General features: G+C 47.0%; 31 protein-coding genes and 1 other annotated feature. Of the genes, 12 read left to right on the top strand and 19 right to left on the bottom strand.

Going from position 1 to position 24,463, the window contains the following annotated elements; all coding sequences use genetic code 11:
- Nucleotides 1-276: 276 nt before the first annotated feature.
- Nucleotides 277-2,220, top strand: a complete 1,944-nt coding sequence (locus tag KNQ15_RS13025; RefSeq protein WP_214729751.1) for a CDP-glycerol glycerophosphotransferase family protein — start codon at nucleotides 277-279, stop codon at nucleotides 2,218-2,220.
- 243 nt (nucleotides 2,221-2,463) lie between these two features.
- Here KNQ15_RS13025 and KNQ15_RS13020 read toward each other — a convergent pair whose 3' ends face one another.
- From KNQ15_RS13020 to KNQ15_RS12995, 6 genes are all read right to left on the bottom strand, one after another.
- Nucleotides 2,464-3,096 (bottom strand): DUF3108 domain-containing protein, encoded by a 633-nt coding sequence (locus KNQ15_RS13020; RefSeq protein WP_214729750.1) that lies wholly within the window; start codon nucleotides 3,094-3,096, stop codon nucleotides 2,464-2,466.
- Nucleotides 3,093-3,311, bottom strand: a complete 219-nt coding sequence (locus tag KNQ15_RS13015) for a hypothetical protein (protein ID WP_214729749.1) — start codon at nucleotides 3,309-3,311, stop codon at nucleotides 3,093-3,095. The genes KNQ15_RS13020 and KNQ15_RS13015 overlap by 4 nt, the downstream gene beginning before the upstream one ends.
- 28 nt (nucleotides 3,312-3,339) lie before the next feature.
- On the bottom strand, nucleotides 3,340-4,119 hold the full coding sequence (locus tag KNQ15_RS13010) for a phosphotransferase family protein (protein WP_214729748.1): 780 nt from the start codon (nucleotides 4,117-4,119) through the stop codon (nucleotides 3,340-3,342).
- A gap of 139 nt (nucleotides 4,120-4,258) precedes the next feature.
- Nucleotides 4,259-4,732 carry an NUDIX hydrolase gene (locus KNQ15_RS13005; RefSeq protein WP_214729747.1) on the bottom strand — a complete coding sequence of 158 codons (474 nt, stop codon included), beginning with the start codon at nucleotides 4,730-4,732 and terminating at the stop codon, nucleotides 4,259-4,261.
- Nucleotides 4,733-4,752: 20 nt separating this feature from the next.
- Nucleotides 4,753-5,163 (bottom strand): hypothetical protein, encoded by a 411-nt coding sequence (locus tag KNQ15_RS13000; RefSeq protein ID WP_214729746.1) that lies wholly within the window; start codon nucleotides 5,161-5,163, stop codon nucleotides 4,753-4,755.
- 30 nt (nucleotides 5,164-5,193) lie between these two features.
- Nucleotides 5,194-5,880 (bottom strand): glyoxalase, encoded by a 687-nt coding sequence (locus tag KNQ15_RS12995; RefSeq protein WP_251137691.1) that lies wholly within the window; start codon nucleotides 5,878-5,880, stop codon nucleotides 5,194-5,196.
- 132 nt (nucleotides 5,881-6,012) lie between these two features.
- Here KNQ15_RS12995 and KNQ15_RS12990 point away from each other — a divergent pair, with 132 nt between their 5' ends.
- Nucleotides 6,013-6,669: a carbon-nitrogen hydrolase family protein gene (locus KNQ15_RS12990; protein ID WP_214729745.1), complete on the top strand. Its 657-nt coding sequence runs from the start codon at nucleotides 6,013-6,015 to the stop codon at nucleotides 6,667-6,669.
- A gap of 58 nt (nucleotides 6,670-6,727) precedes the next feature.
- The gene (locus tag KNQ15_RS12985; RefSeq protein WP_214729744.1) at nucleotides 6,728-6,979 is read left to right on the top strand and encodes a hypothetical protein; all 252 of its coding nucleotides are present in this window, start codon (nucleotides 6,728-6,730) and stop codon (nucleotides 6,977-6,979) included.
- Here the strand turns inward: KNQ15_RS12985 and KNQ15_RS12980 are convergent.
- Both KNQ15_RS12980 and KNQ15_RS16845 read right to left on the bottom strand, forming a co-directional pair.
- Nucleotides 6,958-7,434, bottom strand: a complete 477-nt coding sequence (locus tag KNQ15_RS12980; RefSeq protein ID WP_214729743.1) for a GNAT family N-acetyltransferase — start codon at nucleotides 7,432-7,434, stop codon at nucleotides 6,958-6,960. The two genes, KNQ15_RS12985 and KNQ15_RS12980, sit on opposite strands and share 22 nt — an antisense overlap.
- Nucleotides 7,435-7,450: 16 nt before the next feature.
- Nucleotides 7,451-7,669, bottom strand: a complete 219-nt coding sequence (locus KNQ15_RS16845) for a hypothetical protein (protein WP_251137690.1) — start codon at nucleotides 7,667-7,669, stop codon at nucleotides 7,451-7,453.
- A gap of 376 nt (nucleotides 7,670-8,045) precedes the next feature.
- Nucleotides 8,046-8,291 (bottom strand) — a binding site (T-box leader).
- Nucleotides 8,292-8,375: 84 nt separating this feature from the next.
- Between KNQ15_RS16845 and KNQ15_RS12970 the strand changes: the two genes are divergently transcribed.
- Nucleotides 8,376-8,924: a GNAT family N-acetyltransferase gene (locus KNQ15_RS12970; RefSeq protein WP_214729742.1), complete on the top strand. Its 549-nt coding sequence runs from the start codon at nucleotides 8,376-8,378 to the stop codon at nucleotides 8,922-8,924.
- Between the two features lie 4 nt (nucleotides 8,925-8,928).
- Here KNQ15_RS12970 and KNQ15_RS12965 read toward each other — a convergent pair whose 3' ends face one another.
- From KNQ15_RS12965 to KNQ15_RS12950, 4 genes are all read right to left on the bottom strand, one after another.
- Nucleotides 8,929-9,348 (bottom strand): hypothetical protein, encoded by a 420-nt coding sequence (locus tag KNQ15_RS12965; RefSeq protein WP_214729741.1) that lies wholly within the window; start codon nucleotides 9,346-9,348, stop codon nucleotides 8,929-8,931.
- A gap of 118 nt (nucleotides 9,349-9,466) precedes the next feature.
- Nucleotides 9,467-9,850, bottom strand: a complete 384-nt coding sequence (locus tag KNQ15_RS12960; RefSeq protein WP_214729740.1) for a hypothetical protein — start codon at nucleotides 9,848-9,850, stop codon at nucleotides 9,467-9,469.
- Nucleotides 9,843-10,052, bottom strand: coding sequence for a helix-turn-helix transcriptional regulator (locus KNQ15_RS12955; protein WP_023468028.1), 210 nt, complete (start codon nucleotides 10,050-10,052; stop codon nucleotides 9,843-9,845). Before KNQ15_RS12955 ends, KNQ15_RS12960 begins: the two co-directional genes overlap by 8 nt.
- A gap of 136 nt (nucleotides 10,053-10,188) precedes the next feature.
- On the bottom strand, nucleotides 10,189-10,413 hold the full coding sequence (locus KNQ15_RS12950; RefSeq protein WP_214729739.1) for a DUF2188 domain-containing protein: 225 nt from the start codon (nucleotides 10,411-10,413) through the stop codon (nucleotides 10,189-10,191).
- A 412-nt stretch (nucleotides 10,414-10,825) separates the two neighbouring features.
- Between KNQ15_RS12950 and KNQ15_RS12945 the strand changes: the two genes are divergently transcribed.
- A complete protein-coding gene (locus KNQ15_RS12945; RefSeq protein WP_353048921.1) occupies nucleotides 10,826-12,571 on the top strand; it encodes a methyl-accepting chemotaxis protein in 1,746 nt (581 codons plus the stop codon).
- A 70-nt stretch (nucleotides 12,572-12,641) separates the two neighbouring features.
- The gene (gene solA / locus KNQ15_RS12940) at nucleotides 12,642-13,784 is read left to right on the top strand and encodes an N-methyl-L-tryptophan oxidase (protein ID WP_214729738.1); all 1,143 of its coding nucleotides are present in this window, start codon (nucleotides 12,642-12,644) and stop codon (nucleotides 13,782-13,784) included.
- 58 nt (nucleotides 13,785-13,842) lie between these two features.
- Here solA and KNQ15_RS12935 read toward each other — a convergent pair whose 3' ends face one another.
- Nucleotides 13,843-14,112 carry a hypothetical protein gene (locus KNQ15_RS12935; protein WP_214729737.1) on the bottom strand — a complete coding sequence of 90 codons (270 nt, stop codon included), beginning with the start codon at nucleotides 14,110-14,112 and terminating at the stop codon, nucleotides 13,843-13,845.
- A 148-nt stretch (nucleotides 14,113-14,260) separates the two neighbouring features.
- On the opposite strand from KNQ15_RS12935, the gene KNQ15_RS12930 reads away from it, so the two are divergent.
- Complete coding sequence (locus KNQ15_RS12930) at nucleotides 14,261-14,779, top strand: transcriptional regulator (protein ID WP_214729736.1); 519 nt, start codon at nucleotides 14,261-14,263, stop codon at nucleotides 14,777-14,779.
- Nucleotides 14,780-14,811: 32 nt separating this feature from the next.
- A complete protein-coding gene (locus tag KNQ15_RS12925; protein ID WP_214729735.1) occupies nucleotides 14,812-15,933 on the top strand; it encodes a hypothetical protein in 1,122 nt (373 codons plus the stop codon).
- A gap of 210 nt (nucleotides 15,934-16,143) precedes the next feature.
- Here the strand turns inward: KNQ15_RS12925 and KNQ15_RS12920 are convergent, their stop codons facing one another.
- Nucleotides 16,144-16,494: a cupin gene (locus KNQ15_RS12920; RefSeq protein WP_214729734.1), complete on the bottom strand. Its 351-nt coding sequence runs from the start codon at nucleotides 16,492-16,494 to the stop codon at nucleotides 16,144-16,146.
- A gap of 197 nt (nucleotides 16,495-16,691) precedes the next feature.
- On the opposite strand from KNQ15_RS12920, the gene KNQ15_RS12915 reads away from it, so the two are divergent.
- From KNQ15_RS12915 to KNQ15_RS12905, 3 genes are read left to right on the top strand one after another with little or no spacing between them, the layout of a single operon-like run.
- Nucleotides 16,692-16,919, top strand: coding sequence for a PLDc N-terminal domain-containing protein (locus KNQ15_RS12915; protein ID WP_214729733.1), 228 nt, complete (start codon nucleotides 16,692-16,694; stop codon nucleotides 16,917-16,919).
- Nucleotides 16,916-17,800 (top strand): ABC transporter ATP-binding protein, encoded by an 885-nt coding sequence (locus tag KNQ15_RS12910; protein WP_214729732.1) that lies wholly within the window; start codon nucleotides 16,916-16,918, stop codon nucleotides 17,798-17,800. Before KNQ15_RS12915 ends, KNQ15_RS12910 begins: the two co-directional genes overlap by 4 nt.
- Complete coding sequence (locus tag KNQ15_RS12905) at nucleotides 17,797-18,567, top strand: ABC transporter permease (RefSeq protein ID WP_214729731.1); 771 nt, start codon at nucleotides 17,797-17,799, stop codon at nucleotides 18,565-18,567. The genes KNQ15_RS12910 and KNQ15_RS12905 overlap by 4 nt, the downstream gene beginning before the upstream one ends.
- Nucleotides 18,568-18,613: 46 nt before the next feature.
- Here KNQ15_RS12905 and KNQ15_RS12900 read toward each other — a convergent pair whose 3' ends face one another.
- Genes KNQ15_RS12900 through nikA form a run of 5 tightly spaced genes read right to left on the bottom strand, consistent with a single transcriptional unit; the run spans nucleotide 18,614 to nucleotide 23,617 of the window.
- Entirely contained in the window at nucleotides 18,614-19,411 is a 798-nt protein-coding gene (locus tag KNQ15_RS12900; protein WP_195865282.1) for an ATP-binding cassette domain-containing protein, read from the bottom strand.
- Complete coding sequence (locus KNQ15_RS12895) at nucleotides 19,408-20,214, bottom strand: ABC transporter ATP-binding protein (protein ID WP_214729730.1); 807 nt, start codon at nucleotides 20,212-20,214, stop codon at nucleotides 19,408-19,410. Before KNQ15_RS12895 ends, KNQ15_RS12900 begins: the two co-directional genes overlap by 4 nt.
- Nucleotides 20,211-21,056 (bottom strand): nickel ABC transporter permease subunit NikC, encoded by an 846-nt coding sequence (gene nikC / locus KNQ15_RS12890; protein ID WP_370688682.1) that lies wholly within the window; start codon nucleotides 21,054-21,056, stop codon nucleotides 20,211-20,213. Before nikC ends, KNQ15_RS12895 begins: the two co-directional genes overlap by 4 nt.
- On the bottom strand, nucleotides 21,053-21,994 hold the full coding sequence (nikB, locus tag KNQ15_RS12885; RefSeq protein ID WP_214729729.1) for a nickel ABC transporter permease: 942 nt from the start codon (nucleotides 21,992-21,994) through the stop codon (nucleotides 21,053-21,055). The genes nikC and nikB overlap by 4 nt, the downstream gene beginning before the upstream one ends.
- Before the next feature lie 12 nt (nucleotides 21,995-22,006).
- Nucleotides 22,007-23,617: a nickel ABC transporter substrate-binding protein gene (gene nikA, locus KNQ15_RS12880; RefSeq protein ID WP_214729728.1), complete on the bottom strand. Its 1,611-nt coding sequence runs from the start codon at nucleotides 23,615-23,617 to the stop codon at nucleotides 22,007-22,009.
- Between the two features lie 255 nt (nucleotides 23,618-23,872).
- On the opposite strand from nikA, the gene KNQ15_RS12875 reads away from it, so the two are divergent.
- Entirely contained in the window at nucleotides 23,873-24,430 is a 558-nt protein-coding gene (locus KNQ15_RS12875) for a hypothetical protein (protein WP_214729727.1), read from the top strand.
- Nucleotides 24,431-24,463: the final 33 nt, after the last annotated feature.

Here is a 24,463-nt window from a genome sequence, read left to right as displayed (position 1 = left end):
ACTAGTCGCATTTACCAATACAGTTTCTATCTATCTCCTTTTTTACGAACAAAGTCAATCAGTTTTGCATAATATCCAATCATTGTCATGATTCTGCAACCAATGATCTGTCGAAGATACGGTAACGTCTGTCTTTTCCCAATATCCTTCAGCCAGTAGACTATACTGCAGTGGTTTCAATCAATCTACATCTTTGCAGAAATCGGAAGATATTATATGGTAAGTGATGTAGTTTAAGAACGATTGAATCAGAGTATGAAAGGAAGCCATGCACCAATGAAAATCACCTGTCGTGATCATACGTTTTTGATCGAGAATCTTCCGCACCAAAGCCTACAGTTAGCGATCAATGAACAACTGATACCACTCCAAAAAATAGAGACAGCCTTTGTGCTATCGATTGATACATTGCTCGATATCTTCAAAAAAAAGAATCATCCTGTTAAATTCGTCGATGAATCCGGAACACCGATCTCGTTCAAACATCTTTCGGAGCCACTAGTCATCGCACCGAATAGTTACATCAAACAAGGGAAACATTCCTATTTCATTTTCATCGACCAAGACGATGAGCTCAGTCTGATCTATAACAAAAAACCGTCCATCATGAATTTTTATGATCAAGACGTCCTATTTGAGGGCATCACTCGTCAAGACGACGTCCTTCTATTGAAGTTTTCGTTTCACTCGAAGTATTTCGAAGTGGAACAGCCGAGTTGTTTCATTAAATTCAGACATCTGGAACAAAAAATCGCCCTGCCGATTAATCGCTTCAGCGTCACACCAGTCGACGCCTGTCGCTTCAGAACCGAAGTCGAAGCCGTGATCGAACCAGAACTTGTCAATCAATTACTTGGTGACCAGTATGACTACGAAACCCTTAATGTAAACATCTACGACCTATTGTTCGGATTTTCGATTCGTGAGATGCCGATCTCTGGTTTCACACCGCGGATTCGTCACTTCAAAAATCACCCGGAACTCTTGAACGATGAGCACTGGTTATCGCTTAATGAGCAACATGACGTGTTGGTCCGCCCCTATTCAACCGTATCGGAACGACTTGCGATGCGTCTAATACCGGTGCCGGTCGAGACCGTCGAGTATTACGCGGACCCTCAACCGTTACTTGGACTGGATCCAAATAAGAAGACGATTATCTGTTTTGAATATCCGGATAAAGCACAAGATAATGGGATGATTTTCTTCAAGTATCTCGTTGACCAGCATCAGAAGCGCTTCAATATCTTCTACATCATCAGTCGATCGAGTCCGGACCTCAAAAATCTTGTCGGATATGAGAACCATATCGTGTTCTACAAATCACCAGAGAACATCGAGGTCGTCCAAGCAGCAGACATTCTCTGTCATACTCATTCTTCAAGTTATGCCTTACCATTCGCTACCTATCACACCGAGGCGATGATGCAAACGAAACAAAAGCTGTTCTTGCAACACGGTGTCATCGGTTCAAAAGATGTCAGTCATCTTTATGGAAAAAAGATGCCGCATCCATTTACCGACTTATTCGTCGTCTCTTCGGAGCGGGAGAAACAACTCATCGCTCGAGATTACGGTTTTCATCCTGACGAAATCATCGTGACGGGTCTCGCCCGATTCGATCAATTGATCACGGAACGATCACGTTGGCTCAAGCGATATAAAAACCGGAAAAAGCTATTGATCATGCCGACGTGGCGACCGAAACTCGATACGTATCCAGACGAACAGTTCATGGAAAGCGACTATTACCGGGAGTTTCAAGCGTTAATCACGGACGAACGGTTGAAAGGCTTAGTGATGGACAACAAGGTTGAAGTCTCGTTCTACCTTCATCGCAATTTCCAAAAATTCAGCCACTTGTTCCACTCGGACTTCGTCGATGTCATCAGTCAGGATGCGTTCACAGTCAAGGAGCTACTTGAAAATCATCATGTGTTGATTACCGATTATTCGAGTGTCGGTCTCGATTTTTCCTTGATGCACAAAAAGGTCATCTACTACCGCCCACCTGTCTTAGTTGGCGAAGATAACGCCGGCGAATCGACGGATTTGTTACCAGGAGACGTCATCGAAACAAGAGACGCCTTGATGGAATCACTACGCGAATCGAAAATGCCTAAAAAGTTCAAACGTCATCTCAGTCACATCTATGCGTTTGACGATACGAAAGCAAGTAAGCGGATTTTCGAAGCGATGCAACATCATTTTCAGCTATAACAAATGGGTCTGACTCAAAAAAATGGCGCGTCTTTTCACGCCCTTTCCTCAGGCGAGACACAAGCCAGCTTTCCTGCTTCATTTAAGCAGGAAAGCGGGTCTTGTTTGTCTCTGACAGCGCATAATGCGCTTTTTCCTGTAGGAGTGGCGTGTGACGCGTCATTTTTACGAGAAAAGGGTGGCAGATCATCATTCTGCCACCCTTTTCTTTGTAGAGACCAACTTTTGAGTCAGCTCTTTTTTTCATCGACGAAATTCCAATGAGACCCCGTCGGCAATCTGGGAGGACTGTTTTAACAACTCCCGCTTCACTGGATCAATCCAGTAATACTGAATCCGCTCACCAAACGTAACGTGAACGCAAAGCGTCTCTACGTGTTCGCCTGACTCAGTCGTCAATAGTTCGTTCCGCAGAGGGTGAACCTGAATCGGCACCTCACGTCCGGAAACGGCACTAAAGCCGTTGAACGAAAGTGTCGAATCGACGGTTAGCGGTAATGCTCGCAACAACAATTCGATTGAAAATAGATCAACAGTTTCGGTATGAATCGATAGGACAGACTGCTCATTTCCTCGCGTGATCACGACTTCATCCGCTCGATACAACGCATGCACGGTTTGAACACCAGCTTGGTACTCGACGAATTCGAGTGGCGCATGACTTTCTGCATCAATCGTCAGGCGGATCGTTCGATTACCGATTTTTTCTGACACCAATTCTTGCTCCCGTACAAGGATGGATTGATGTGATGTTTTTTCTAACCGAATCGTTTCGTAAGTCTGTCCAATCTGAACCGATTCTCCTTTTTCTATCCAGTAGACCTGTTTTTCGTCTTGTCCCTCGATGAGGGGATAGGTCATCCCTTTTACATTCATATCTCATTCTCCCTTCCTAAGATTCCGGTGACTGCCAACCGATGAACCGTTGCTTGTCGGACTTGCTCCGACGTTTTCGCTGTCGTATCAATCGGATGTACCGGAAACCATTCAAACCAGTTTTCATGCAACTCCGGGTAAGAGTCTTTGAGCGCATGCGCAAGCGTCGTCTTCCCGGAAGCCATGGCGCCTTGAATCGAGATGATGGTTCTCATGAATGGCGTTCCTCCTACCTGTATATACTTAAGTATTAAAAAAATATGAGCTGAGGTCTGGATGACTGATCAATTCCTTCAACCGACTTTGTTCAGCATCCGGGATTTGTTCAAGCGTCCTAAGAATGACCATGAGTCGTAACCAGTCTGCAAGATTCGATAGCTGGATTGACGAAACAGCTTGATAGCGGTCGAGGTATTCGCGACAGACGTATCGTCGTACCTCGTCCGGCACTGCTGTTTCACCTGCTATTCGCAGCAAGAGCAACGTCCGCGCGACATCCGCGATCGGTGGCCCTGTGGTCGCATCATGCCAATCAATGACGACAAACGTTTTATCCGCTGTCACGAGGATATTCTGGAAATGGTAGTCCCCGTGGAGCAATCCTTGTTGTTGCGGAATGTGAAGCGCCTCTAACAATCGTTCCGCCTTCGAGCGTAACGCAGGTGATAGATGACGCATTTTTTGATGGGTGACATCGTGCCATCCAGGTGCTACACGCGATTGATGCTGATGAATCCGTTGATGTAATATCGCGAAGGCATTAAGAAAATCCGTTATTCGGGAGGGATCAAACAACTCTAACAATTCTCCGCCGTCGATCCGCTGCATTTCAATGAACGGCGAATCTTCTAATGCAACAGCATATACGTTTGGCGTCGGGATAACCGTCAGCTCGAGTTCTACGAGCATACGAAATTCCTGTACGATTCGTTGTTTTTCAATCGATTCATGGAAGTATTTGCGTACTCGTTCATCAGACATTGTCATTACGGTAGCGGTAGAACCTTTTTTTTCGTTAGTCATCGCCATATTTCTCCCATCACTTAGTTCGTTAAGTCGTTTTGCGAATTATCAAGGAAAGAGCAGGCTGAAACGCGTCCCAGTGCAACAAAAAATCTTGAATGAACAGTTCATTCAAGATTCTTGTTTTTTAACTGTTACTTCAAATGGAGACGTGATGCGCTGTCCGGTGTTTTTGAACATACTCCATCAAGATCGGTCGTTCCGGTGGATTGAGGTTTTCTGGTAGCTGATCGATAGCGAAAAAACGTAATTCTGCGACTTCTGACGGATCCCGGACGATTTCTCCCGTATAGGTAGTGCACAGAAATGCCGAGATCACATTATAGACTTCATCCCCATGCGGATACTTATAGTAAAACGCATCACCCGAATAGACGTTCAATAATTCGAGATGCTCCGCTTCAAGACCGGTCTCTTCCCTTAATTCTCGTTTGGCTGTTTCTACGAGCGTCTCACCGATCTCAAGCGCTCCACCAGCGAGTCCCCAGCAACCGTTATCTTGCCGAAGTTGTAATAAGACTTCTTGTTTATCGTTGACGACGATGACACACGCCCCTGCCAAGACGAGCGGTCGTGTGCCGACGAGTTTGCGTAATTCTGAGATGTATCCCATGTCATTCAGTCCTTCTCCATTTAAATCACTTTCGTTCGGACGCGCATCCGTTTGAGTCCCGTCAATAGGAGACATAACAAGATGATGCCCGAAACGAACAGTACGTACGTATGAATCGTAAAGAGGGAACGGAAATCGATTACGGCAACATTCTGCTGCACCTCAATCCAACTACTTAGTATGATTCCACTGATTGCAAATAAGATGAGTACGCCGACCTGTCGACGTGTCAACGTAACATACATCAAAACGCGCATGCCTTCACGGATCACGAATGGTAGGAGAACGAGAAGTGCTGCGACCGGTAAGATGACCGGGTCACCGCCTTGCTGAATCGGCATTGAGCGGGTCAAATAGCCAAACAGAAAAAAGAAACCACATACGAACAACAATAATCCGAACGCGATACTCGCATTCACCGCTTTGTTCATCTTACTTCCCTCACTTTTTAGAATAATGAATTATGAAGAAACGGTACTTTGATGCCATACGCCCGCTGCGTCAAGCCGGACTCGATGACTGCCGTCGAGTTCCATCTCGATCGGACTGACCTTCGCCGTCTTCGGTGAGAACAACCATGTGCGTCCTTCCGGGACGAGCAAGATATGCGTTCCATCCGCGACCGGTCCAAGGAAGTTAAGTGACGCACCGTTGAGTGGACGTTCCCGTCGCTCGAGAACACCGATCTCCGCTAACTGTTCACCCACTTCAAGCACGTCTTTCACCGTCAGACTCATCTCACCGATTCCAAGGATATCAGTTACTTCAAACGTTTGATCTTCTTTCGTCGGATTGATTTGATGCCGCGCGATTAGTTCGAGCACATTTTCATCTGGATCATAAAAATAGCAGGAATGTGAGTCCGTAAAGTCAAAATAAATCTCGTCTTGTCCATCTTCGATCAAAAGTGGTGTCCGTTCTACGAGCCACGCTTTTCCTTGTTGGAAGACGTTTTCCGGAATGTTGAACGCCATATGGTATTGCGTATCAACATCGTTAGTCTGTCGATATGTCAGCTGATCCGTACCGATTTGCATCGTAAACGACTCGTTCGTTTCCGAGACGAGCGGAAATCCGATCTGGTTTATGTAAAAAGCCTTCATCGCCGGTAGATGGCGTGTCACAAGAATGGTTTTTGAAATGTTCAAGCTGATGACCTTCCTTCATTTGCAGTAAAATTTATCAAAAAGCGCTATGCTTTATTTTACCACTAATGGTAAAATCAGGGCGAATGTAAAGTCTGATTTTTCAGATATATTTATACCTGAGAGGATGTTTTGATGAAATTATTAATCGCCCAACCGAAACGCGAGACCGGGCTCGAGCAATTCGAACGTGAAATCGCCGCTTATCCTGAAGTCGACCTGATTGTCTACCCGGAAGGCTATTGTACGGTCGCAGAAATCGAACGCGTGCAACACCTTGCCAAACAGTTAAAAACAGCAATCGTCCTCGGTTACAAAGATGAAGCGAATCTCGATCGCGCTGTCATCATCGATGCGACCGGGACGATTCTGCTTGATCGCGCCAAAACACCAGAAGCTGGACCGCTTTATACACCATCAACAGCAAACGACGGGTTATTTCGCTATGGATACGTCCTCTGCCGCGAAATCTTCTTAGGAAACGACGGACTACGCGAGGAATCCGGACTTGATCTCATCTTCAACCCGATTGGCGTCGGCATGTTCAGCGAGGAACAGTACGTTGAGTGGTCCGGTGAAGCGCGCATCATCAGTCAGGCGCAACAAGCAATCATGATCGGAACGAGTCATGCCGATGGTTCGTACCGCAACTGTGGTTTTTCGATTCCGATTGCCTTCATCTATGACGAGACGGGTGAGCCGTTGCTGTTGTCTCATAACGATACGCGGACACGTCTGTTTGATACGGTCACGCGCCACGTCGAAGTCGTCGGGACACCATCTTTATCGTAAACGAACACACGCTTCTTCTGACCGGAAGAAGCGCGACATTCCTTCAGGAGGTGCTCATATGTTTCAAACCGGTCCTGCGTCATTCTTTTGGAAACGATACTTCTATGTCTTCTTTCCTTTATTCATCTTCGGCGTCAGTCACGAATCGTACCTGGTCGATAATCCGATAGCTAACCTTGAGGACACCGGTGAGTTCGTCTTCTTCTTTTGCCTTTATCTGTTTAATTTTGCCGTCCTTGCCGCTCTATTGACGAATCTGTGGTGGTTCTTCCTTCCGACAAAACAAGCTCATTCCGAAACCGATTTCTGATAGGAAACGAGTGTCGCCCGTTCGTTGAGCGGTTGACTGGCACCCGTCAATCGGTAACCCATCTTCTCATAGAAATAACAGTTACGTGTCTCTTCGCGAATCGTCCGCAGTTCCCATGTCGTTGCAGCCGGATACGCTGCTTCAACGAGCTGTAATGCGCGTTGGGCGATTCCTTCACCTTGACGGGCTGGATCTAAGAACATCGGACTGATGGAGTAGCGACTCGGTGCTTTCGCAACGACACAAATCCCGCCGACGACGTCACCGTCGACGATGATTTGATGAAACGTACTACTTGGATGTGTGATCCGGTGAATGACACGATCAATCGATTCGTTCGCCGGATTCGTCGCAAAATCTTGATACCGCTCGAGCGTCTCTGAAAACGCCTTGATTTGAAGCGTGTGAAGTTTCGTAGCATCTGTAAGAGACGCTGCCTTTAATTGAATATCCAATAATACTCTCCCTCTCTTAACGGAACCACTCCCAAAATTGTGTGCCTTGCGCGACAATCAAGTAGTCGAGCCATCGCTCAAAGCCGAACGGCATCGTGTCTTCTTCCCATTCCTCGAAATTAAGAAATTCCCCACTCCAGATCCGATTTCCTGCCGGTCGATTCATCTCGTATACGATCCACTCCCCGTCTGGTCCTGCACCGATTGCTAAGAAGTTTTCGGGACATTCCCACATCTCGCTATACGTCAGGCAATCCTCAATCGAAAAAAGTTCGAATCCATCGTTGTACGATAACGTTTCGTGCTGAAAGAGCTTCGCCCCGTTATGTTGACGAAAGAACGTCTGATAGTCGTCTGCCGTCCACTCAGGTAACAGCGCGAGCTGTTCGTCCGTCGCTCCTCGATTAAAGATGAAACGTTCTCGCGCAACGTAACCTTCTTCTTTTTAGACCTCTAACAAACCGTCGACGAGTCGACCTTTTAATGCTTCTAATGCAATCATGATCTTCTCCTCAACAATATTCTTTCGTTGGTGCGAATGAGACCTCTACGACCTGTCTGATCGTTCCTTTGTCGGTAACTAAGAGAATACAAAAAAGTCCGCCCCCTTTGACAGGGACGGACTTCACCGCGATACCACCCATATTCCGTCGAGAATACTCGTTCTCGACAGCACTAAGTTGCACACTATCATGTGCATTCCATGTAACGGTGGACACCCGGTCACGCTTACTGAATGGTTCAGCGTGACTTCTCAGAGAGGATCTTCATGATTGATCTGGCTACCGGTTCTCAGCAATCCCGGTTTTCTGTAAGGCAGAGGGACAATCATTACTCTTTCTCGTCAACGAAATGATATGCTCTTGTTGTGGAGAATCTTACCATATGCCTTAAACACTGCACAATAACTTTTTACATTTTCTTGCAAAGGAGTTTTTTGAATGTTACATACTTTCCCAACGCTTAAAACGGATCGTCTCGTCTTACGCGAAGTGTTACCCGAAGATGCTACGAGTGTCCTAGCCTATTTATCAGACGAACACGTCGTCAAACAGATGGGACTCGCCGCCTTTCAATCAGAAGCAGACGCGCTCGAAGAGATTGACTGGTACGCTTCGATTCGTCGCGAAGGCTCGGGCATCCGATTTGGGATCGCATTACAAGAAGACGATGTCATCATCGGCAGTTGCGGTTTCTTGAATCAAGTGGAACGCCATCAGCGGGCAGAACTTGGGTTTGAGTTGAGCCCAGCCTATCAGGGACAAGGCATCGCGAAGGAAGCAGCGCTTGCGGTCATCGCATATGGGTTTGAGGAGCTCTCTTTAAATCGTATCGAAGCACTTGTCTTACCAGCAAATACTGCTTCACACCAATTGCTTGAACGGCTTGGTTTTCAGCGGGAAGCGTTGCTTCGTCAATATGAAAACTCGCGTGGTCAGTTCGATGATTTGTATATGTACTCGATTTTGCGGAGTGATTGGTCTGTCTAAGATCTCACTTTAAGTTCCTGGACTCTAAGTCTTTTATCCGTCGGTAGACTTCTTCTACTTCTGATTGCGCAAACCAGACATCAGGATGCTTTTCAAACATCAATAAACTGATATACAAGTTGATGTTATCAGGATCTAGTTCGACTGCCTTTTTTGCATGGAATAAAGCGATGACACAAGCTCCTTCGAGATGACAAAGTGGATGTAGCATCAATGTAGACGTCAGATCATGTATCTCACTTGATTCATGGTGTTGTATTAAATAATTCATAAAGGCGTATATAGTAATATTAAACGTTTCAAACCCTACACTAAGGATCATGTCAAATTGCTCTTTTTCCGTTAACTCCAAAAATAGTTTCGCTGCTTTCTCGAAGTCCATCTCAGCAATATGTTTCCTTAACCGGTACTCTAATTCCGTCACGGTGATTCCCCTTCTCCATTAAAACTTTGCTGTTAATTGGCACTTGCACTATTACACGAGTCGTCTCTCCCAGTAATGTATCTAACATCCGTTGCGGAAGATCGACTGCCATTCCTTTTCATCGATAGGACCGTGCCTTTAGGAATTCAATGATTGGCAACAGTGTCAGTCCGATTGCGAACAAGACGATCAATAACAGATTCGCTGATTCATGTAAAAAGTAATCGAGACAGATGAATCCAAAAATCAGGACAATCAGGATTTTGTAGCTAACGAGACCGCTTTCCGTCGTAATCTTTTTGCCGAGTTCATCTTCTGGCACAGGACGCTCGTCTTCTCCTGATTGTGCCCACGTAAAATACGAGAAGAACATGATCAACAAAATCGCCAATTGAACAATCGAGAAGAACGTTACATTGTTTTCGATGATCATACTAATGATTGTAAGACTCGCCACTATCACGAGCGTTACTAAAAATAAGCCCGTTTTTTTCTTAGACATCCCATTCCTCCTGTTCTGAAATGAACAGATGATCGACTTGTGTCTGTAAGACTTTGGCGATATTAAACGCTAATTGTAAAGTCGGATCATACTTGTTGTTTTCAATCGCATTGATCGTCTGCCGACTGACCTGACAGCGATCAGCCAGTTCTTGTTGCGATAATTTTGCCGCTAGACGTCGCTCTTTGATGTGGTTTCTCATGTCCATTCCTCCACGACGTGTCAAATTCTTTTTACATCTCTACTGTAATGAAATTCCATCCTCATGTCAAAAACATTTGACATGAGGATTATTAAAAAACACGTTCTGATGCTCAGAACGTGTCGTATATGATAGCTCAACCTCGTGGTGGAAATGGATCATGTCCGTAAGAATCTTTTTCGCGAATCTGCCCTTCTTTGTTATGAATGACAAGCTCCGTCTTCTGACTTTTCGCAATCCGACGCCCTTCTGCAATCGCTTCTTTCTGTGTAGCAAATCGTTTGGTTGCTCGAGTCGCACCAGCAGCTTTCACTTGATAGCCACCTTTAGGATGTGGCGTGACATGTTGCTCTTGTTTCATCCAACTCCTCCTCTCATTCGTGTCAACTAGATACGTTCACGTCACATTGGTGGCTATCCTGATGTCCCTGTTTCAACAGTATCTTCGATTGACAACGCAAACAGGTCATCAATCGGAAGGTAGCCTTTTTCGTGCTGACCGCGTGTCTTCGTAATTCATTCTCATATACATGTCTTGCCTTGATTCGATGGTCGACTTCACTTTCCATCTCAATCCCTCTTCCCTCAACTTATATTTTTTTCTAACTATTATGTGCCCTGAATCATTCTTGATAAATCCTTTTTTAAGAAAATCAATGTTTCTGCGGGCAGTTTCATAAAAAATATCGTCAAAAGGTCCTGTTTAATATGTATTTTATCGACCGATAAATGAATTATAGATAGAAAATATGAGTTGAGAGGACTAGTTGAACGTGAAGAACACAACCAAGAACCATTCCATCCGAACACGCCTTTTAGTAATGATCAGTTTGATTTTGATTGCCTTTTTTGTTTTTAGTAGTCTGGCCTTATACTTCAATACGAAACAAACGGCAGTCTCAACGCTGAAAGCGACCGCTGAAAAGGATGCACTGCGCATCAGTAAAACGTTCAACACGGCGGCTTACACTGAATTCCTACAATCGCCTGTCGCGTCCGAGCAGTATGAAACGTTACGAACAGAACTCGATACGTTACGTAAGCAAAATGGACTCTTATATACATACACAGCACGGATCGACCAAAATAAGGTCCGATTATTAATTGATGGTTTACCAAAAGATAAGGCTGCAAAAATCAATGCCCCTGCAAGCGGCGCAACCGTCGCCGATATGCAGGATGTCCTAAAGGGCAAAACACATACGACGGACGTGATTGATGATCCAGTCTACGGCCAGTACATCAGTGTCTACGTTCCGCTGAAGGATGCGACCGGGAAAATCATCGGTATCCTTGGAACCGACATCGCGGCGAAGGAAGTCGATGCCCTGACGACCGATCTACTGCAACAAAACGCTCCGATTTTCATCGGGTTGATGCTCCTACTGTTGACGATAACCCTTATCTTGCTTTACATCGTACTCGGTCGAAAGTTACGTCCGCTCGAGACGTTACAGAAAGTCGCTGCATTGATTGCCGAGGGACGACTAGATCAGGCGAAACAGACGTTGACCGATTTGACGATTGCTTCGAAAGACGAAATCTATGCGCTTGCGATCTCGATTCGTGATATGAACGAGATGTTACGGACGATGATCGTCGACATCAAACAGACGGCTACTCTCGTCTCGACGACGAGTCAATCGATCGACCAAAGTACATCAGAAGTACTTGACGGTTCCGAACAAATCGCTCATACGATGTCGGAAATCGCAACTGGGACGGAAAGTCAGACCCAAGTCACACTCTCATTGAATGACGAGATGAATCGGTTCGCAACATTGATTGAAACGACGAATCAGTCTGGTGTCGAAATTCAAGGAACGACGGAGCAGATGACAACGCTGACACGAGTCGGACGGGATCAAATGTCCGCTTCCGTCGAACAGATGCGTCACATTCATCAGCACGTCACGCAATCTGCTGAACAGATTGATTTACTGAAACAGCAATCATCAGATATCCAAACGCTCGTCGGTATCATCCGCGGAATCTCCGAGCAGACGAATCTACTCGCCCTGAATGCCGCGATTGAAGCGGCACGCGCTGGTGAACAAGGAAAAGGATTCGCCGTCGTCGCGACCGAGGTCAAGAATCTCTCAAGCCACGTCGCTAGCAGTGTCAGTGAAATCGCAACGATTGTCACGTCGATCGAAGCCAGTGCGCAGCAGATGCAACATAGTTTTAAGACGACGGTCGAAGCAACAGCAGCCGGTGAACAGATCGTCCTCGATACGGATACGACGTTCGAACGATTGACGGATCAAGTCACGCACGTCTCAACGGCAACACAGCAGATGACGCAACAGATGGAAGACGTCTTGCAGGCAGAACGATTCGTCCGTAATGCCTTGACGGAAATTGCCGCTGTCGCAGAAGAGCACACGGCGAGTAACGAAGAAGTTGCCGCTGCGTCTGAACAAATGATTGCGACGATCACGACGTTGCATACGCTCGTCGGTGATTTAAACGCACGAACAGAGCACTTAGAACAAGAAGCCCGTCGCTTCGAGATTTAATCTTTCATTTGTTCTTTTCTAGTTCTCACTCTATACTGGTGTGAACTTACATATGAAGGAGTCGAACCAGATGTCCCATTATGATGTCATCATCGTCGGTGCCGGATCCATGGGGATGGCAGCCGGCTACTATCTCTCAAGAACCGATCAAAGCATCTTATTATTAGATGCTCACATTCCACCGCATGATCAAGCGAGCCACCACGGGGAGACACGAATCATTCGCCATGCCTATGGTGAAGGTGAAGCTTATGTGCCACTGGCGTTAGACGCGCAACGCTTATGGTACGAGTTGGAACAGATCAGCGGTCGGAGCCTGTTTCTGAACACCGGAGTCTTAAACGCTGGTCACCGCTCGTCCCGTTCGGTGCAGACGATCATCAGAAGTGCAGCGCAGTATGATTTACCGCTTGAGGTCCTGACAGCTGACGAAATGAGAACGCGCTGGTCCGGCTTAACGATGCCCGATGATTATATCGGTTGTTTTGAACCGACGTCCGGTGTGTTGAAGTGCGAGGATTGTATTGAAGCATACCGCGATCTTGCTGTCGCGAACGGTGTCGACATCCGGACGAATGCGAAAGTAACGACGCTTACCGCCCACGCTCATGGTGTGGACGTAACCGTCGGAACAGACACCTATTCAGCTGATGCATTGATCGTCGCAGCCGGTGCCTGGTCTGGTCCGTTGCTCGAACAAACTGGACTCTCCTTACCGCTCCGCCCGGTCCGCAAGACGTTCGCCTGGTTCGAAGCAGCGGAAGAGGTATTCAATGACGCGGTGTTCCCTGCCTTCGCCTTTGATACACCCGCCGGTTATTATTACGGTTTTCCAAGTATCGCTCAAGCCGGTCTAAAAATCGGACGCCACGACGGTGGCATTCCCGTTGATCCGAATCAACCACGCCGTCCATTCGGTCAAGAGACAGATGATCTGGCTGATTTACAACAGTTCACAAATACGTTCATACCCTCGATCAATACTTTAACTCACGGCAAACCGTGCCTCTATACGATGACGCCAGACGAGGACTTCATCATCGATTTACATCCGGACTATCCGCATATCGCGATCGCCGCCGGCTTTTCCGGTCACGGGTTCAAGTTCAGCAGCCTAGTCGGAAAAGTACTCAGTGAATTGATCATGGAACGATCGACGATTGAACCGATCGGACCGTTCGCGATTAAGCGTTTTAAACAATTGAACACATGAAACGATAAAGACCGGCAACGAAAATGCGTTGCCGGTCTTCTGTATCAACGGTATGATGTCACACCGATTCATTCGATTGTTCCTGGCTTTGTGCAGCTAGCTTTTCACGTTGCTTTTTCTCATCTTCAGTCCACCAACCGTGGATAAGTAAGACAAGTCCAACGATTAATGCACTTATCGGGAAAAACGATAAACCATACTCTCCAAGGTTTTCTCCAAGAAATTCTGGTGATAGTTCAATATACGCTTGGAATAGTTGAACGATGAAGAATAAGAAAAAACTTGTAATGAGGGCATATGTACCGTAGCGATAACTTGTATTTTTCATATGACGACTCCTTTCTAAACATACTCTAATATAAATCATTCAAGGGATGCACTAAATCCCCTCTTTTTACATTATCATTTTTAAGAATGTTTCCAAAAACATGATAAGATAGTTTTAGAATCGATTGAACGAAGGAGTGAAACACGTCGTGAACTTCAACTTATTCAAAAATCATGTCCGGTTTAAGATTGCGCTCGAATTGATCGATCGCGAAGACGGCTTATCCATCATGCAACTGAATCAACGCTTAACGGATGTACCGCAATCCACCTTATACCGGCAAGTTAATGCGATGATGGGCGATCAGTTATTAAAAGTCGTCGCCGTTCAGCGTGTCGGAAAAGTCGAGGAAAAAATCTATGCCTTGAACACGAGCGGTTATCAAATCAGTGAAGCGGACTGGAATAGTGCAACGTACGACGAAAAAGTGAATTTCGTCTCGTTCTACTTCATGTACGTCTTACAGCAGTACCAAACCTACTTCGAACAGACCGTTCAAACGAAAGGTCAGGACCACTCGACGTTCTCGATCGCCAAACTGCAACTGACAGATGAAACCTTTAAGGATTTTCAACAGGATATGCGGACACTGCTCGAAAAATATCATCACTTGGAGACAGAAGACCAGGCAACTGAACGGACCGTCTCACTCGTCATCTTGCCGTAGACACAACTTTATTAGGGAGCGAAATGGAGAACATGAAACGGACCAAAGAAGACCTTGATGCAACGGTAATGGATACGTTGAACAACACATTCACGAAATGGAATCTCAAGAACCTAAAAGAAGAACAGCTACTAAAGATTGGTGAAGGAGCTTGGCACTCTGTTTATAGAGTAACTAGGTCAGAGGATCAAGACCTTGTGATCCGACTAAAAAAGAATGAGGCTTATGGGGAGTTGCAACAGATTGATAAACAAGAGCTGACTACAGAGTATGAGTCAACGAAAGCTTACTATTTACATGCCAATACAAGTGAGCAAAATATCTGTCCTGACTTTTATCAGTATTTTATTGAAGATGACACAGTATTTACAGTAGAAACGTTCATGGGTCGTGGAACAGATTTATTGTTACTCGATCAGAATAAAGCCCATTCTTACGGTACGAAATTAGGGCGAATTTATCACAAGATACATAACCATAAAAGCTCTATTGCAGGCTTCGGAGAACTGCACTGGAACGGGAAGACTCTATACGGTAGCGATTTAAGAAACATAGATGAATTATGGCAGGAAGAAAATGAACACGTCTTGACCGCCTTGAATACGCTCATTCATTCTAGTCTTTGCTTTGATAAAGAAAAAGTCGGTAAACATATTCATGTTTTAATTGAGAATAGACGAACTCAGGTTCAAAACATCTCTCTCGTCAATCAAGACGTAACCCCAGAAAATTTAATTTTAAGTGATGAACACATTGCAATCATTGACCCGTTTCCAAGATTGGACTTTGATTTGAAATATGCAGCTTACTTTGTTTTTTGTTACAAATTTCTGCTACCAGCCTTTTCAAATGCACCACGATACATAAATCAAGCGTATAAAGAAAAAAGTTATGTTCTTAACAAAATCGCTGACGGATTCATAAGCGGTTATTGCTCTAACGTGGTTGGAGACGAACGCACCACTCAAATTCAACGATTACTGGATGAATATACATTATGGATATCGCAAGAAGCGTATGAGCACTACGACATTCTACATCAGCCTCAACTCACTCATAAAACAACGCAACAGATGGGGAATCGAGAAATGATAACTGCCCGGTTACATCTATGCCTCGAAGAATTAGAAAAATGGTGTACGGAATCAGAGTAGAGGCTGACGTAAACTTTAGTCTCTACAAAGATAAAAAGAATGATGCTTTACACACCACTTCTACAGGAAAAGCGCATTTTTGCGCTGTCAGAGACAAACAAGACCCGCTTTCCTGCTTGAATGAAGCAGGAAAACTGGCTTGTGTCTCGCGTGAGAAAGCGAATCATTCTTTTTTTGAGTCAGCCTCTTTATGTATCAAGCTTAGTTTCGTCATACGGAAACGAGAGATGATGTATCGAGTTCTTCACTTTCAATCACGATTGCTGTTAAACACGTATCCGTCTTCGTTTCGTGCCATTCTCCTTGTTTCCAAAACACGGCTTCCCCACACTGAACATTTATGTAGTCATCCGTTTCCCCTCTTACAAAGCCCTCACCCTCTACAATTAATAGAAGTTGCGGCACGACAGCCTGGTGATAACCGACCACGCCATCCTTCTCTAAATGGATGCATCCGATGTGCGTCACTTTTTCAGTTTGCATGATTCGCGACATCACAAAGTTCGAATCAAATTTCGTGATCTTCTTACCAACCTCTTTTTTGAATTGATAAATCTGCATATAAGCCTCCTTAAAATCATGATTCGTTTGATAGTTCGTCTTTCATTTAAACTATTTGATTCAAATCTCATTTGGGAAATTTTGATAAGAGAAGTTTATCATAGCTCTAACTGATTGAGAACTAACGATGATTCGTCTATGGCATTGACTTTTCTATTTTCATTATTGATAATGGTAATAGAAAAGGAGGGTTTTTCATGAACACAGATTTCTCTGCCTTATCACAAATCGACTGGGAACAATTCCTGCCCCTATTATTGATTTACATCTCCATCAACCTGATTCTACTCAGCTGCGCCTGTATCGATTGGTTTAGACGGAAGGACCGGATCGCGACACCGACTACTTGGTTATTGATCATTCTCCTCGTCCAGCCGATTGGCTCGATTCTCTACTTCGTCCTCGGAAGGAGGATGACAACATGATTCAGATTTCTCATCTCCAGCTTTCACTTCAACGACGTCTTATCCTAGACGATATTTCCTTTACGATTCACGAACATGAATGTCTTGGACTGATTGGTCCGAATGGTGCCGGAAAGACGACACTCCTGAAATGTCTGAGCGGCATGATCGAGAGTGACCGTGGTTCCATCACGATGTCTTCGCGCTCCATCCGTCAACACCAGCAATCGATCGGCTACTTATCACAACAGACCGACTTTAAGCCTTGGATGACGTGCGAACAATCATTACGTTTTTTCGGTCGCTTGTCAGGTCTCGATCGCGCAACGTTAAATAAGCGGATTCCGGACGTTCTAAATGAAGTTGGACTCCACGATCAACAAGCAGAAGTCATCGAACGCTTGTCCGGCGGGATGCGCCAACGTCTCGGAATCGCCCAAGCCATCTTACATGAACCGATATTTTTGATTCTCGACGAACCGGCTTCCGCCCTAGATCCGAGTGGTCGACATGATATCAATCAGTTGATTCTTCGCTTAAAAAAACGGATGACGATCATCGTCTCAACGCACCTCTTAGAAGACGCAAAGACGTGTTGCGATCGCTTCCTCGTCATTAAACACGGAAAATTGCTGGGGCCGCTCGATAATCAACGCAACGTGGATCAATATCGGATTCAAGTCGAGACGCTTACAGCTGCCCCGTCTTTTTCTGGGACACGATTTCCACGAGTCGAGATTGATCGAATCAACCCGTGCTGCTATCAGTTCTCCGCACAGCAGCCGCTTGATCTCTCACAGTTAGCGATCACTCTGATTCAACAGGGATGGTCGATTTCTTCGATTGCCTATCAACCGATCGGACTCGAGGAACGATTCCTCGACATGGTGGCAGACGTATGAGGACCTTTTATACGCTGACATGGACCGAGTGGTTGGAAGCATGGAAAGAATGGAAGATCGTTTGGTTACCGCTGTTCTTCATTGCCCTCGGGGTGACACAACCGTTGCTGTTGATGTATATGGATGTCTTGCTCGCACACGTCGGAAACGCGGACGGAATCATCGTTGATCCGAATCGTCCTGCTCCACAACCACTTGATGTCTTCAGCGCAACAATCCATGGGCAATTCAATCAGCTTGGCTTGATCGTCCTGATCATGAGCTTCATGGGACTGCTCGCTTCAGACCGACAAACCGGTATGCAGGATTTCATTCTGACGCGCCCTGTCTCTCGGAATGTCTATCTCCTGTCGAAATGGTTCAGTCACGGGATGATTAGTTTATTCGGGATGCTGATTGGCGCCCTCACGTCCTACTGTTTGACCGTCTATTGGTTCGGATTTCTCTCACCGATGCTTGCACTACGTATCATCCTCGATTTTAGTCTTTGGACGTTATTCGTCGTCAGTCTGACACTACTGATCAGCACTTTCTTGCGACGCGCTGTTCCGATCGGCATCCTGTCGCTCGTCGTTTCCTTGATACTCGTCGCACTACCTTCGCTAATGCCAGACGTATTATTTTTCACGCCTGGCGCGCTACTGTCGCTCCCATCGCACACGTCGTTTTTTTCTTCGTCCCATCTGATTGGTGTCGCTTCTTGTCTCGTTTGGATTCTTCTCATACTCGGCTGGTCAGCTCTTCGGTTCCGAAAAACGGCTTATTGATCCTCTTTTACAACAAAAAAGGATAACGGAGCCGTTCAGCCGTCCGTTATCCTTTGTTTGCTTGTGTCTTTCGAATCGTTCGTTGCCTTGGATGCACGGCAAGTTTTGCTTGGCGCATCCGTTCGACGGCAGGATCCGTCGCAGCATCGAACGCTGCTAAACTCGGGTAATGCCCGACGAGACGTCCCTGCTCCAAAATCGCAAAGCTGTCACACAGTTGTTCGGCAGCTTTAATGTCATGGGTGATGAAGACATATGTTAGACCGTGCAGCCGCTTCAAGTCAGCTAACAGTGCGAGAATCAATCGTTTGTTGACCATGTCGAGGCTACTGACTGCTTCGTCTAACACGATCAGACGTGGTTCAGCAGCAATCGCTCGCGCAATCGCGATCCGCTGCAGTTGCCCGCCACTGAACTGCGCCGGATATTTCGTCAAATCCGATGCCTTAAGTCCGACTTGTTCAATAAGCGTGACGAGACGCTGTTGCCGTGCTTCACCCTTTAAACGAATGAAGTTATCAAGCGGTTCGGCGATAATATCGGCAGCCGTCAGCTTTGGATTGACAGCAGCAAACGAGTCTTGGAAGACGACTTGGACATCTCCTTGAAACGGTCGTTTTGTCGCATGCCGGTCGATACCGTTGAACCAAATCGTACCGCTTGACGGGCGTTCGAGCCCAAGCAACAGTCGTCCGAGCGTACTTTTCCCGGCACCACTCGACCCAAGTAGTCCGAGACAACGTCCCGCTTCAAGCGTCAACGACACATCATGTAAGACGGTCTGTGCTGGTCGAAACCGGCGTTTATAGACGTGTGAGACTTGATCGATCTGTAGTAAACTCATCCGAACGCCTCCCTTCCTAGATGCTGTGCAAGAAGGGACTGTGTATACGGATGTTGCGGTCGATCGAACAAATCAAAGACATCTGCTTGCTCAACGATCCGTCCTTGCTGCATGACGAGAACATCGTCTGCGAGTTCGGCGATCACACCGAGATCGTGTGAGATGAGTAACATCGCCGTTCCATAGGTCGCGCGCATCCGTTCGAGTAACTCAAGAACTGTCTTCTGATTGAAGACATCGAGTGCCGTCGTCGGTTCGTCGGCAATCAAAACGCTTGGGCGCAGGGCAACAGCTAAGGCGATCATGATCCGTTGCAACATCCCGCCACTCAGCTCGAACGGATAAGCTTTGAGCAACCGGGCGGCATCCGTCAGATTGACTTCTTCGAGTGCCGTCATCGCTTGTTGTTTCGCTTCACGTTTTGAACAACGCCTATGGGTCTGAATCGTCTCGATCATCTGGTGCCCGATCGAGTAGACCGGTGTGAAGGCACTCATCGGATTTTGCATGATGAAGGCGATCTCACCGCCCCGAATCGTTCGCACAGCGCGTTCTGATAAGGATTGGATTGATGTTCCGTTCAGTCGAATATCGCCGGTGACGTCTGTCGTCTGTGGATTGAGTAGACGCATCAAGGCGAGACTCGTCACCGTTTTTCCGCAACCACTCTCTCCGACAAGACCAAGAATCTGTCCAGCTTGAATTGAGAACGTCACATCTTCGATCAATGTTACTTGTTGTTTCGTATGGACGGTCAGACCGTCGACAGCTAAGATCGGTTCGATACGGGCACCTCCTCTCATTTCATCGTTTTTGACACACCGAATCGTTCTGCTAACTGTTCTCCTACTAGGTTAAAGCTGATGATGACAAGCATGATTGCAAGTCCCGGATAAATCATCAATTCCGGATTCGTCCGGATGTACGATTTTCCTTCGTGAATCATCGCTCCCCACTCGGCAGTTGGTGACTGAACACCAAGCCCGAGGAACGACATCGCCGAGATATCCATGATCGCCCAGCCCATCTCAAGCGTTCCGATGACGAGCAGCGGCGGTAAGATGTTCGGCAGGATGTGCGTCCGAATGATCTTCCACGAAGACGAACCATTGACGCGAGCAGCGGCGATGAACGCTTCCGTCTTCAGCGTCATGACCATTCCGCGGAACATCCGCGCGTAGTAGACCCACTGGACGAGCATCAAGGCGATGATGACCTGCTTGAGACCTGGACCGAAGATACCGACGAGACCGAGGACGAGAATCAGACTCGGAAATGCCATTACACCATCACACAGACGCATCAAGAGTTGGTCGACCCAGCCACCACGGTAACCGGCAAGTGTTCCGACGAACAGTCCAATCGCAAGTGAGGCGATGAAAATCAACACGGCACAGCCGAGTGAAATCCGCGCGCCGTAAATCAAGCGCGATAAGAGACAGCGTCCGAGCTGGTCGGTTCCGAGCGGATAGGCTGACGACGGACCATGGAGCTTTTGCGTCAAGTCGACGAGATTCGGATCATGCGGCGCGATCCATGGCGCGAACAACGCAATGCCTGCCATACCGATTAAGACGAGGGCACAGAGATAAAGAAGCGGCGTATACCGCGACCGGATCATCGTTGCTGGAAGTGGAGTATTCATACCGTCCCTCCTTTTTTCGCTAGGCGTGGATCGAGCACAGCTTGAATGATGTCGACGAGCAAACTGCTACCGATGAAGACGAGGGCCGCGAGAAAGACGTATCCTTGGATGACCGGCATGTCCCGGTCAAAGATCGCTTCGATGAAGTAGCGACCGAAGCCTGGCCACGAGAAGACGGTCTCGACGATGATCGTTCCCGTCAGCAACTTTCCGAGGTTCATTCCAAGACCCGTGATCATCGGCGGAATCGCCATCCGAAGAACGTGTTTCCCAAGAATCCGTCCTTCCTTTAATCCACGTGTCCGGGCAAACAAGACATACGGTTCGTTCAATGCTTCAATCACACTGCCACGGAGCAATCGTGTATAAAGGGCAATCAACGGAAAGGCGAGCGTCAATGCCGGTAAGATCAAGTGCATCACACTTCCCGTTCCACCGACTGGAAACCAATCCAGCTGGACGGCAAAGAAGAAGATGAACAGATACCCGAGCCAAAACGACGGGATCGAGGCACCGATGAATGCGATCCCCCGACTGAGTTGGTCAAAGAAGCCATTCTTCTTGATCCCAGCAAGGAACCCGAGCGGGATACTGACGACGAGTGCGAGCAGCAGACTCGTCACTGCTAGCTCGACCGTCGGTGGTAAGCGAAGCAAGACATCTTCTAGGACCGGTTTGCCGGAAAGATACGATGTGCCGAAATCGAGCTGCGCCAAGCGGATGACGGCATCGAAGTATTGTTTGTAGAACGGTTGATCGAGTCCGAATTCTGCTCGTTTGGCAGCGAGCAGTTCATCCGTCGGTTGGATATGGGCAGCGGATAGATAGGCCTGTGCCGGATCAACTGGTGACAAATGAATCAACCCTGTCAGAATCAAGACAGCAAGTAACAAAATCGGGATGACGGATAATATGCGTTTGACGAGGAAGACCCCCATGTCATCCCTCCTTTACTTAATTCCGATTCGGGCAAATGGACTCTCATCCCGGTTCGCCGGGAACTGGAAGTTCGTCACGTCCGACTGATAGACCGCCATCTTCTTCAAGTACGAAATCGGAATCAATGCCCCTTGATCTTGGAGTGATGGCAGAATGTCGGCGTACATCTTCTGACGCTTCGTCTCGTCTGTCGTCTTCAAGACATCTTTGATCTCTTGCAACAGTTGTTCTTTATTCGGATAAGCCGAAATCGCTTCTTTGAAGCCGAAGCCATCCGTATCAATCAGGTTCACGAACGTATGCGGATCATACGGTGCACCGAAGTTGCTGTAGAAGTTGATGTCAAATCGGTTGTCCTTGAAGCGCTGGACTTGATCCGGTAATTCGACAGCTTCCGTCTTCAGCTCGACGCCGATTTTCGACCATTCCGACTGCAACGTTTCGGCCATCGCCTTTTGGACCTGCTCGGCCGCATCATACATCATCCCGATTTGCAGCGGTTGACCGTCCTTGACGCGGACTTTTTCACCTTTCGGCAGTTTCCAACCTGCTTCGTCAAGAAGACGATTCGCTTCCGTGACGTCATAATCCCGTTGCTTCACTTTCAGGTTCGACGTGTACGGCATGTTCGGTGGCAACAGGTAGTCAGCTGGTGCTTCTATACCCGACGTGATGCCTTCGACAAGAGCGGCTCTATCAAACCCGTGCTGGAGCGCCTGGCGGACGCGTTCGTCAGACAGACGCTTATTTTTCGTATTCAAGACGAGAAGACGCGTCGCGACTGGTTCGGACATCTCTGTCTTGTAGGATTTATCCGTCTTCAACTGGTTGAAGGCATCGATGCTGATCGCCCCTTCACCGTAAATCAGATCAACTTGTCCTTTTTCGAGTGCTAAGACACGTGTCTCCGCATCCGGGATGATGTCGACCTTAATGTGATCGATGTTCGGTTTCGGACCCCAGTAGTTTTTATTGACCTTAAACGTCGCATACTGATCCGGTTTGTATTCGTCGAGCATCCATGGACCTGTCCCGACTTCCTTTTTGACACCCTTCGACGTATCGCCGTTTTCCGGGAATCCCGCTTCTCCGAGGAAACGGACCGGGCGGACGACCGCGAGCTCTTGAATCGTCGGGTAATAGGATTCAGATAATGTTAAGCGGAATGTCTTCGCATCAACGGCTTCCGTCTTCTCGATTTTCGTGATGAAGCCAAGCCAGCTATGTAAGGCTTTTTGTTTGAGGATCGCATCGAAGTTCTTTTTGACGATTGCTGCGTCGAACGTCGAACCGTCCGAGAACTTGACGCCGTCACGAAGCGTAAACGTATACGTCTTTCCGTCCTGTGAGATCTTCCAAGATGAGGCTAAGTAAGGCTCGAGCTTTCCACCTTCACCGTAGTGGACGAGTGGCTCATAGATCATCGACTGCGCGAACAGTTGTGATGGGTTGTAGACGTGCGGGTTCATCGTTCCGACGTCGCGTGGCCACGCGAGCGTCAATGTATCTTTATCTTTTCGCTCTCCTGTCGACTCGCCCGGATTCGAGCAGCCGATCAATAATGATGTCAAAGACAGGATCGAGACGGTAGAAATCAGTAATTTTTTACGGTTAACGTTCATGGTAGACAGAACTCCCAACTTGTATTGATAATCATTTTCAATTGTAAGAGGGAAAGGGAAGGATTGTCAATGGATAATCCAGATGTTAACTGGACGAAAAGACGCTTTTTGACAGGATTTCCACGTTGAACTGAGCAACGTTCTGTGTACGCCTCTTTTATGTCAATAATTGTAATCAGCTGTGTTAAGCGGTACCCTAGTTTGTATGCTGCGTTTCTTGTTTAACGAAATCAATTGCACGGAAAGGATGATAGGATGTCACGACTGGTTTCCTCCGTCTCGCTTGTGTTGCTCAGTCTGCTCTTAGTGCTCCCTTTACTGATGATCGATGGACTGATTTTCTACGTCGGAGATGTGTCCTACGATTCGTTCGTTGGTTGTCTGGTGTTTCTCGTATGTTTCTATCTCGCTAGCCTGGTCGTCAGCGTCGTCTTTGACGGGATGATGCGTGCGCTTGGCGGACTGTTTAAGCGTCGTTTCTCGAACATACTGTTTGCTGTCGTGAACGGTTCCGTCAGTTTGAGCGTCTTACTCTGGATGGATCTCTACGTGGAGTCCATTACAATCTCGCTTGCGACAAAAGTCGTGCTCGTATCTGTACATACGCTATTGTTTTATCTGATTCATCAATCGAGCGACTCCACTGTTAAAGCTTCCGAAGTCACCGAACCACATGATCCAGTCGTAAAGGACGCCATCCGCTTGTTAGAGAATGAAGATCCCGTGACATGCGTCGAGACGTTATGCCTCAAATACCCTGAGCTTCCAAAAAAGTACATCATTCGGATCGTCTACCGTCTTCATGGCAACTAAAAGACCTGATCGTTTCTGAAGGGATTCAGAAGC

This window comes from Exiguobacterium sp. s168 (assembly GCF_018619035.1).
Taxonomy (GTDB): Bacteria; Bacillota; Bacilli; order Exiguobacteriales; family Exiguobacteriaceae; genus Exiguobacterium_A; species Exiguobacterium_A acetylicum.
The sequence above is the reverse complement of the archived record's forward strand: the minus strand, read 5'-3'. Positions and strand labels throughout refer to the sequence as shown.

Excerpts from the sequence above, each read along its gene's own strand:
- KNQ15_RS13025 (WP_214729751.1), top strand. The coding sequence starts at position 277 with ATGAAAATCACCTGTCGTGATCATACGTTTTTGATCGAGAATCTTCCG.
- KNQ15_RS13020 (WP_214729750.1), bottom strand. The coding sequence starts at position 3,096 with ATGAATGTAAAAGGGATGACCTATCCCCTCATCGAGGGACAAGACGAA.
- KNQ15_RS13015 (WP_214729749.1), bottom strand. The coding sequence starts at position 3,311 with ATGAGAACCATCATCTCGATTCAAGGCGCCATGGCTTCCGGGAAGACG.
- KNQ15_RS13010 (WP_214729748.1), bottom strand. The coding sequence starts at position 4,119 with ATGACTAACGAAAAAAAAGGTTCTACCGCTACCGTAATGACAATGTCT.
- KNQ15_RS13005 (WP_214729747.1), bottom strand. The coding sequence starts at position 4,732 with ATGGGATACATCTCAGAATTACGCAAACTCGTCGGCACACGACCGCTC.
- KNQ15_RS13000 (WP_214729746.1), bottom strand. The coding sequence starts at position 5,163 with ATGAACAAAGCGGTGAATGCGAGTATCGCGTTCGGATTATTGTTGTTC.
- KNQ15_RS12990 (WP_214729745.1), top strand. The coding sequence starts at position 6,013 with ATGAAATTATTAATCGCCCAACCGAAACGCGAGACCGGGCTCGAGCAA.
- KNQ15_RS12985 (WP_214729744.1), top strand. The coding sequence starts at position 6,728 with ATGTTTCAAACCGGTCCTGCGTCATTCTTTTGGAAACGATACTTCTAT.
- KNQ15_RS16845 (WP_251137690.1), bottom strand. The coding sequence starts at position 7,669 with ATGTGGGAATGTCCCGAAAACTTCTTAGCAATCGGTGCAGGACCAGAC.
- KNQ15_RS12970 (WP_214729742.1), top strand. The coding sequence starts at position 8,376 with ATGTTACATACTTTCCCAACGCTTAAAACGGATCGTCTCGTCTTACGC.
- KNQ15_RS12960 (WP_214729740.1), bottom strand. The coding sequence starts at position 9,850 with ATGTCTAAGAAAAAAACGGGCTTATTTTTAGTAACGCTCGTGATAGTG.
- KNQ15_RS12955 (WP_023468028.1), bottom strand. The coding sequence starts at position 10,052 with ATGAGAAACCACATCAAAGAGCGACGTCTAGCGGCAAAATTATCGCAA.
- KNQ15_RS12950 (WP_214729739.1), bottom strand. The coding sequence starts at position 10,413 with ATGAAACAAGAGCAACATGTCACGCCACATCCTAAAGGTGGCTATCAA.
- solA (WP_214729738.1), top strand. The coding sequence starts at position 12,642 with ATGTCCCATTATGATGTCATCATCGTCGGTGCCGGATCCATGGGGATG.
- KNQ15_RS12935 (WP_214729737.1), bottom strand. The coding sequence starts at position 14,112 with ATGAAAAATACAAGTTATCGCTACGGTACATATGCCCTCATTACAAGT.
- KNQ15_RS12925 (WP_214729735.1), top strand. The coding sequence starts at position 14,812 with ATGAAACGGACCAAAGAAGACCTTGATGCAACGGTAATGGATACGTTG.
- KNQ15_RS12920 (WP_214729734.1), bottom strand. The coding sequence starts at position 16,494 with ATGCAGATTTATCAATTCAAAAAAGAGGTTGGTAAGAAGATCACGAAA.
- KNQ15_RS12915 (WP_214729733.1), top strand. The coding sequence starts at position 16,692 with ATGAACACAGATTTCTCTGCCTTATCACAAATCGACTGGGAACAATTC.
- KNQ15_RS12910 (WP_214729732.1), top strand. The coding sequence starts at position 16,916 with ATGATTCAGATTTCTCATCTCCAGCTTTCACTTCAACGACGTCTTATC.
- KNQ15_RS12905 (WP_214729731.1), top strand. The coding sequence starts at position 17,797 with ATGAGGACCTTTTATACGCTGACATGGACCGAGTGGTTGGAAGCATGG.
- KNQ15_RS12900 (WP_195865282.1), bottom strand. The coding sequence starts at position 19,411 with ATGAGTTTACTACAGATCGATCAAGTCTCACACGTCTATAAACGCCGG.
- KNQ15_RS12895 (WP_214729730.1), bottom strand. The coding sequence starts at position 20,214 with ATGAGAGGAGGTGCCCGTATCGAACCGATCTTAGCTGTCGACGGTCTG.
- nikC (WP_370688682.1), bottom strand. The coding sequence starts at position 21,056 with ATGAATACTCCACTTCCAGCAACGATGATCCGGTCGCGGTATACGCCG.
- nikB (WP_214729729.1), bottom strand. The coding sequence starts at position 21,994 with ATGGGGGTCTTCCTCGTCAAACGCATATTATCCGTCATCCCGATTTTG.
- nikA (WP_214729728.1), bottom strand. The coding sequence starts at position 23,617 with ATGAACGTTAACCGTAAAAAATTACTGATTTCTACCGTCTCGATCCTG.
- KNQ15_RS12875 (WP_214729727.1), top strand. The coding sequence starts at position 23,873 with ATGTCACGACTGGTTTCCTCCGTCTCGCTTGTGTTGCTCAGTCTGCTC.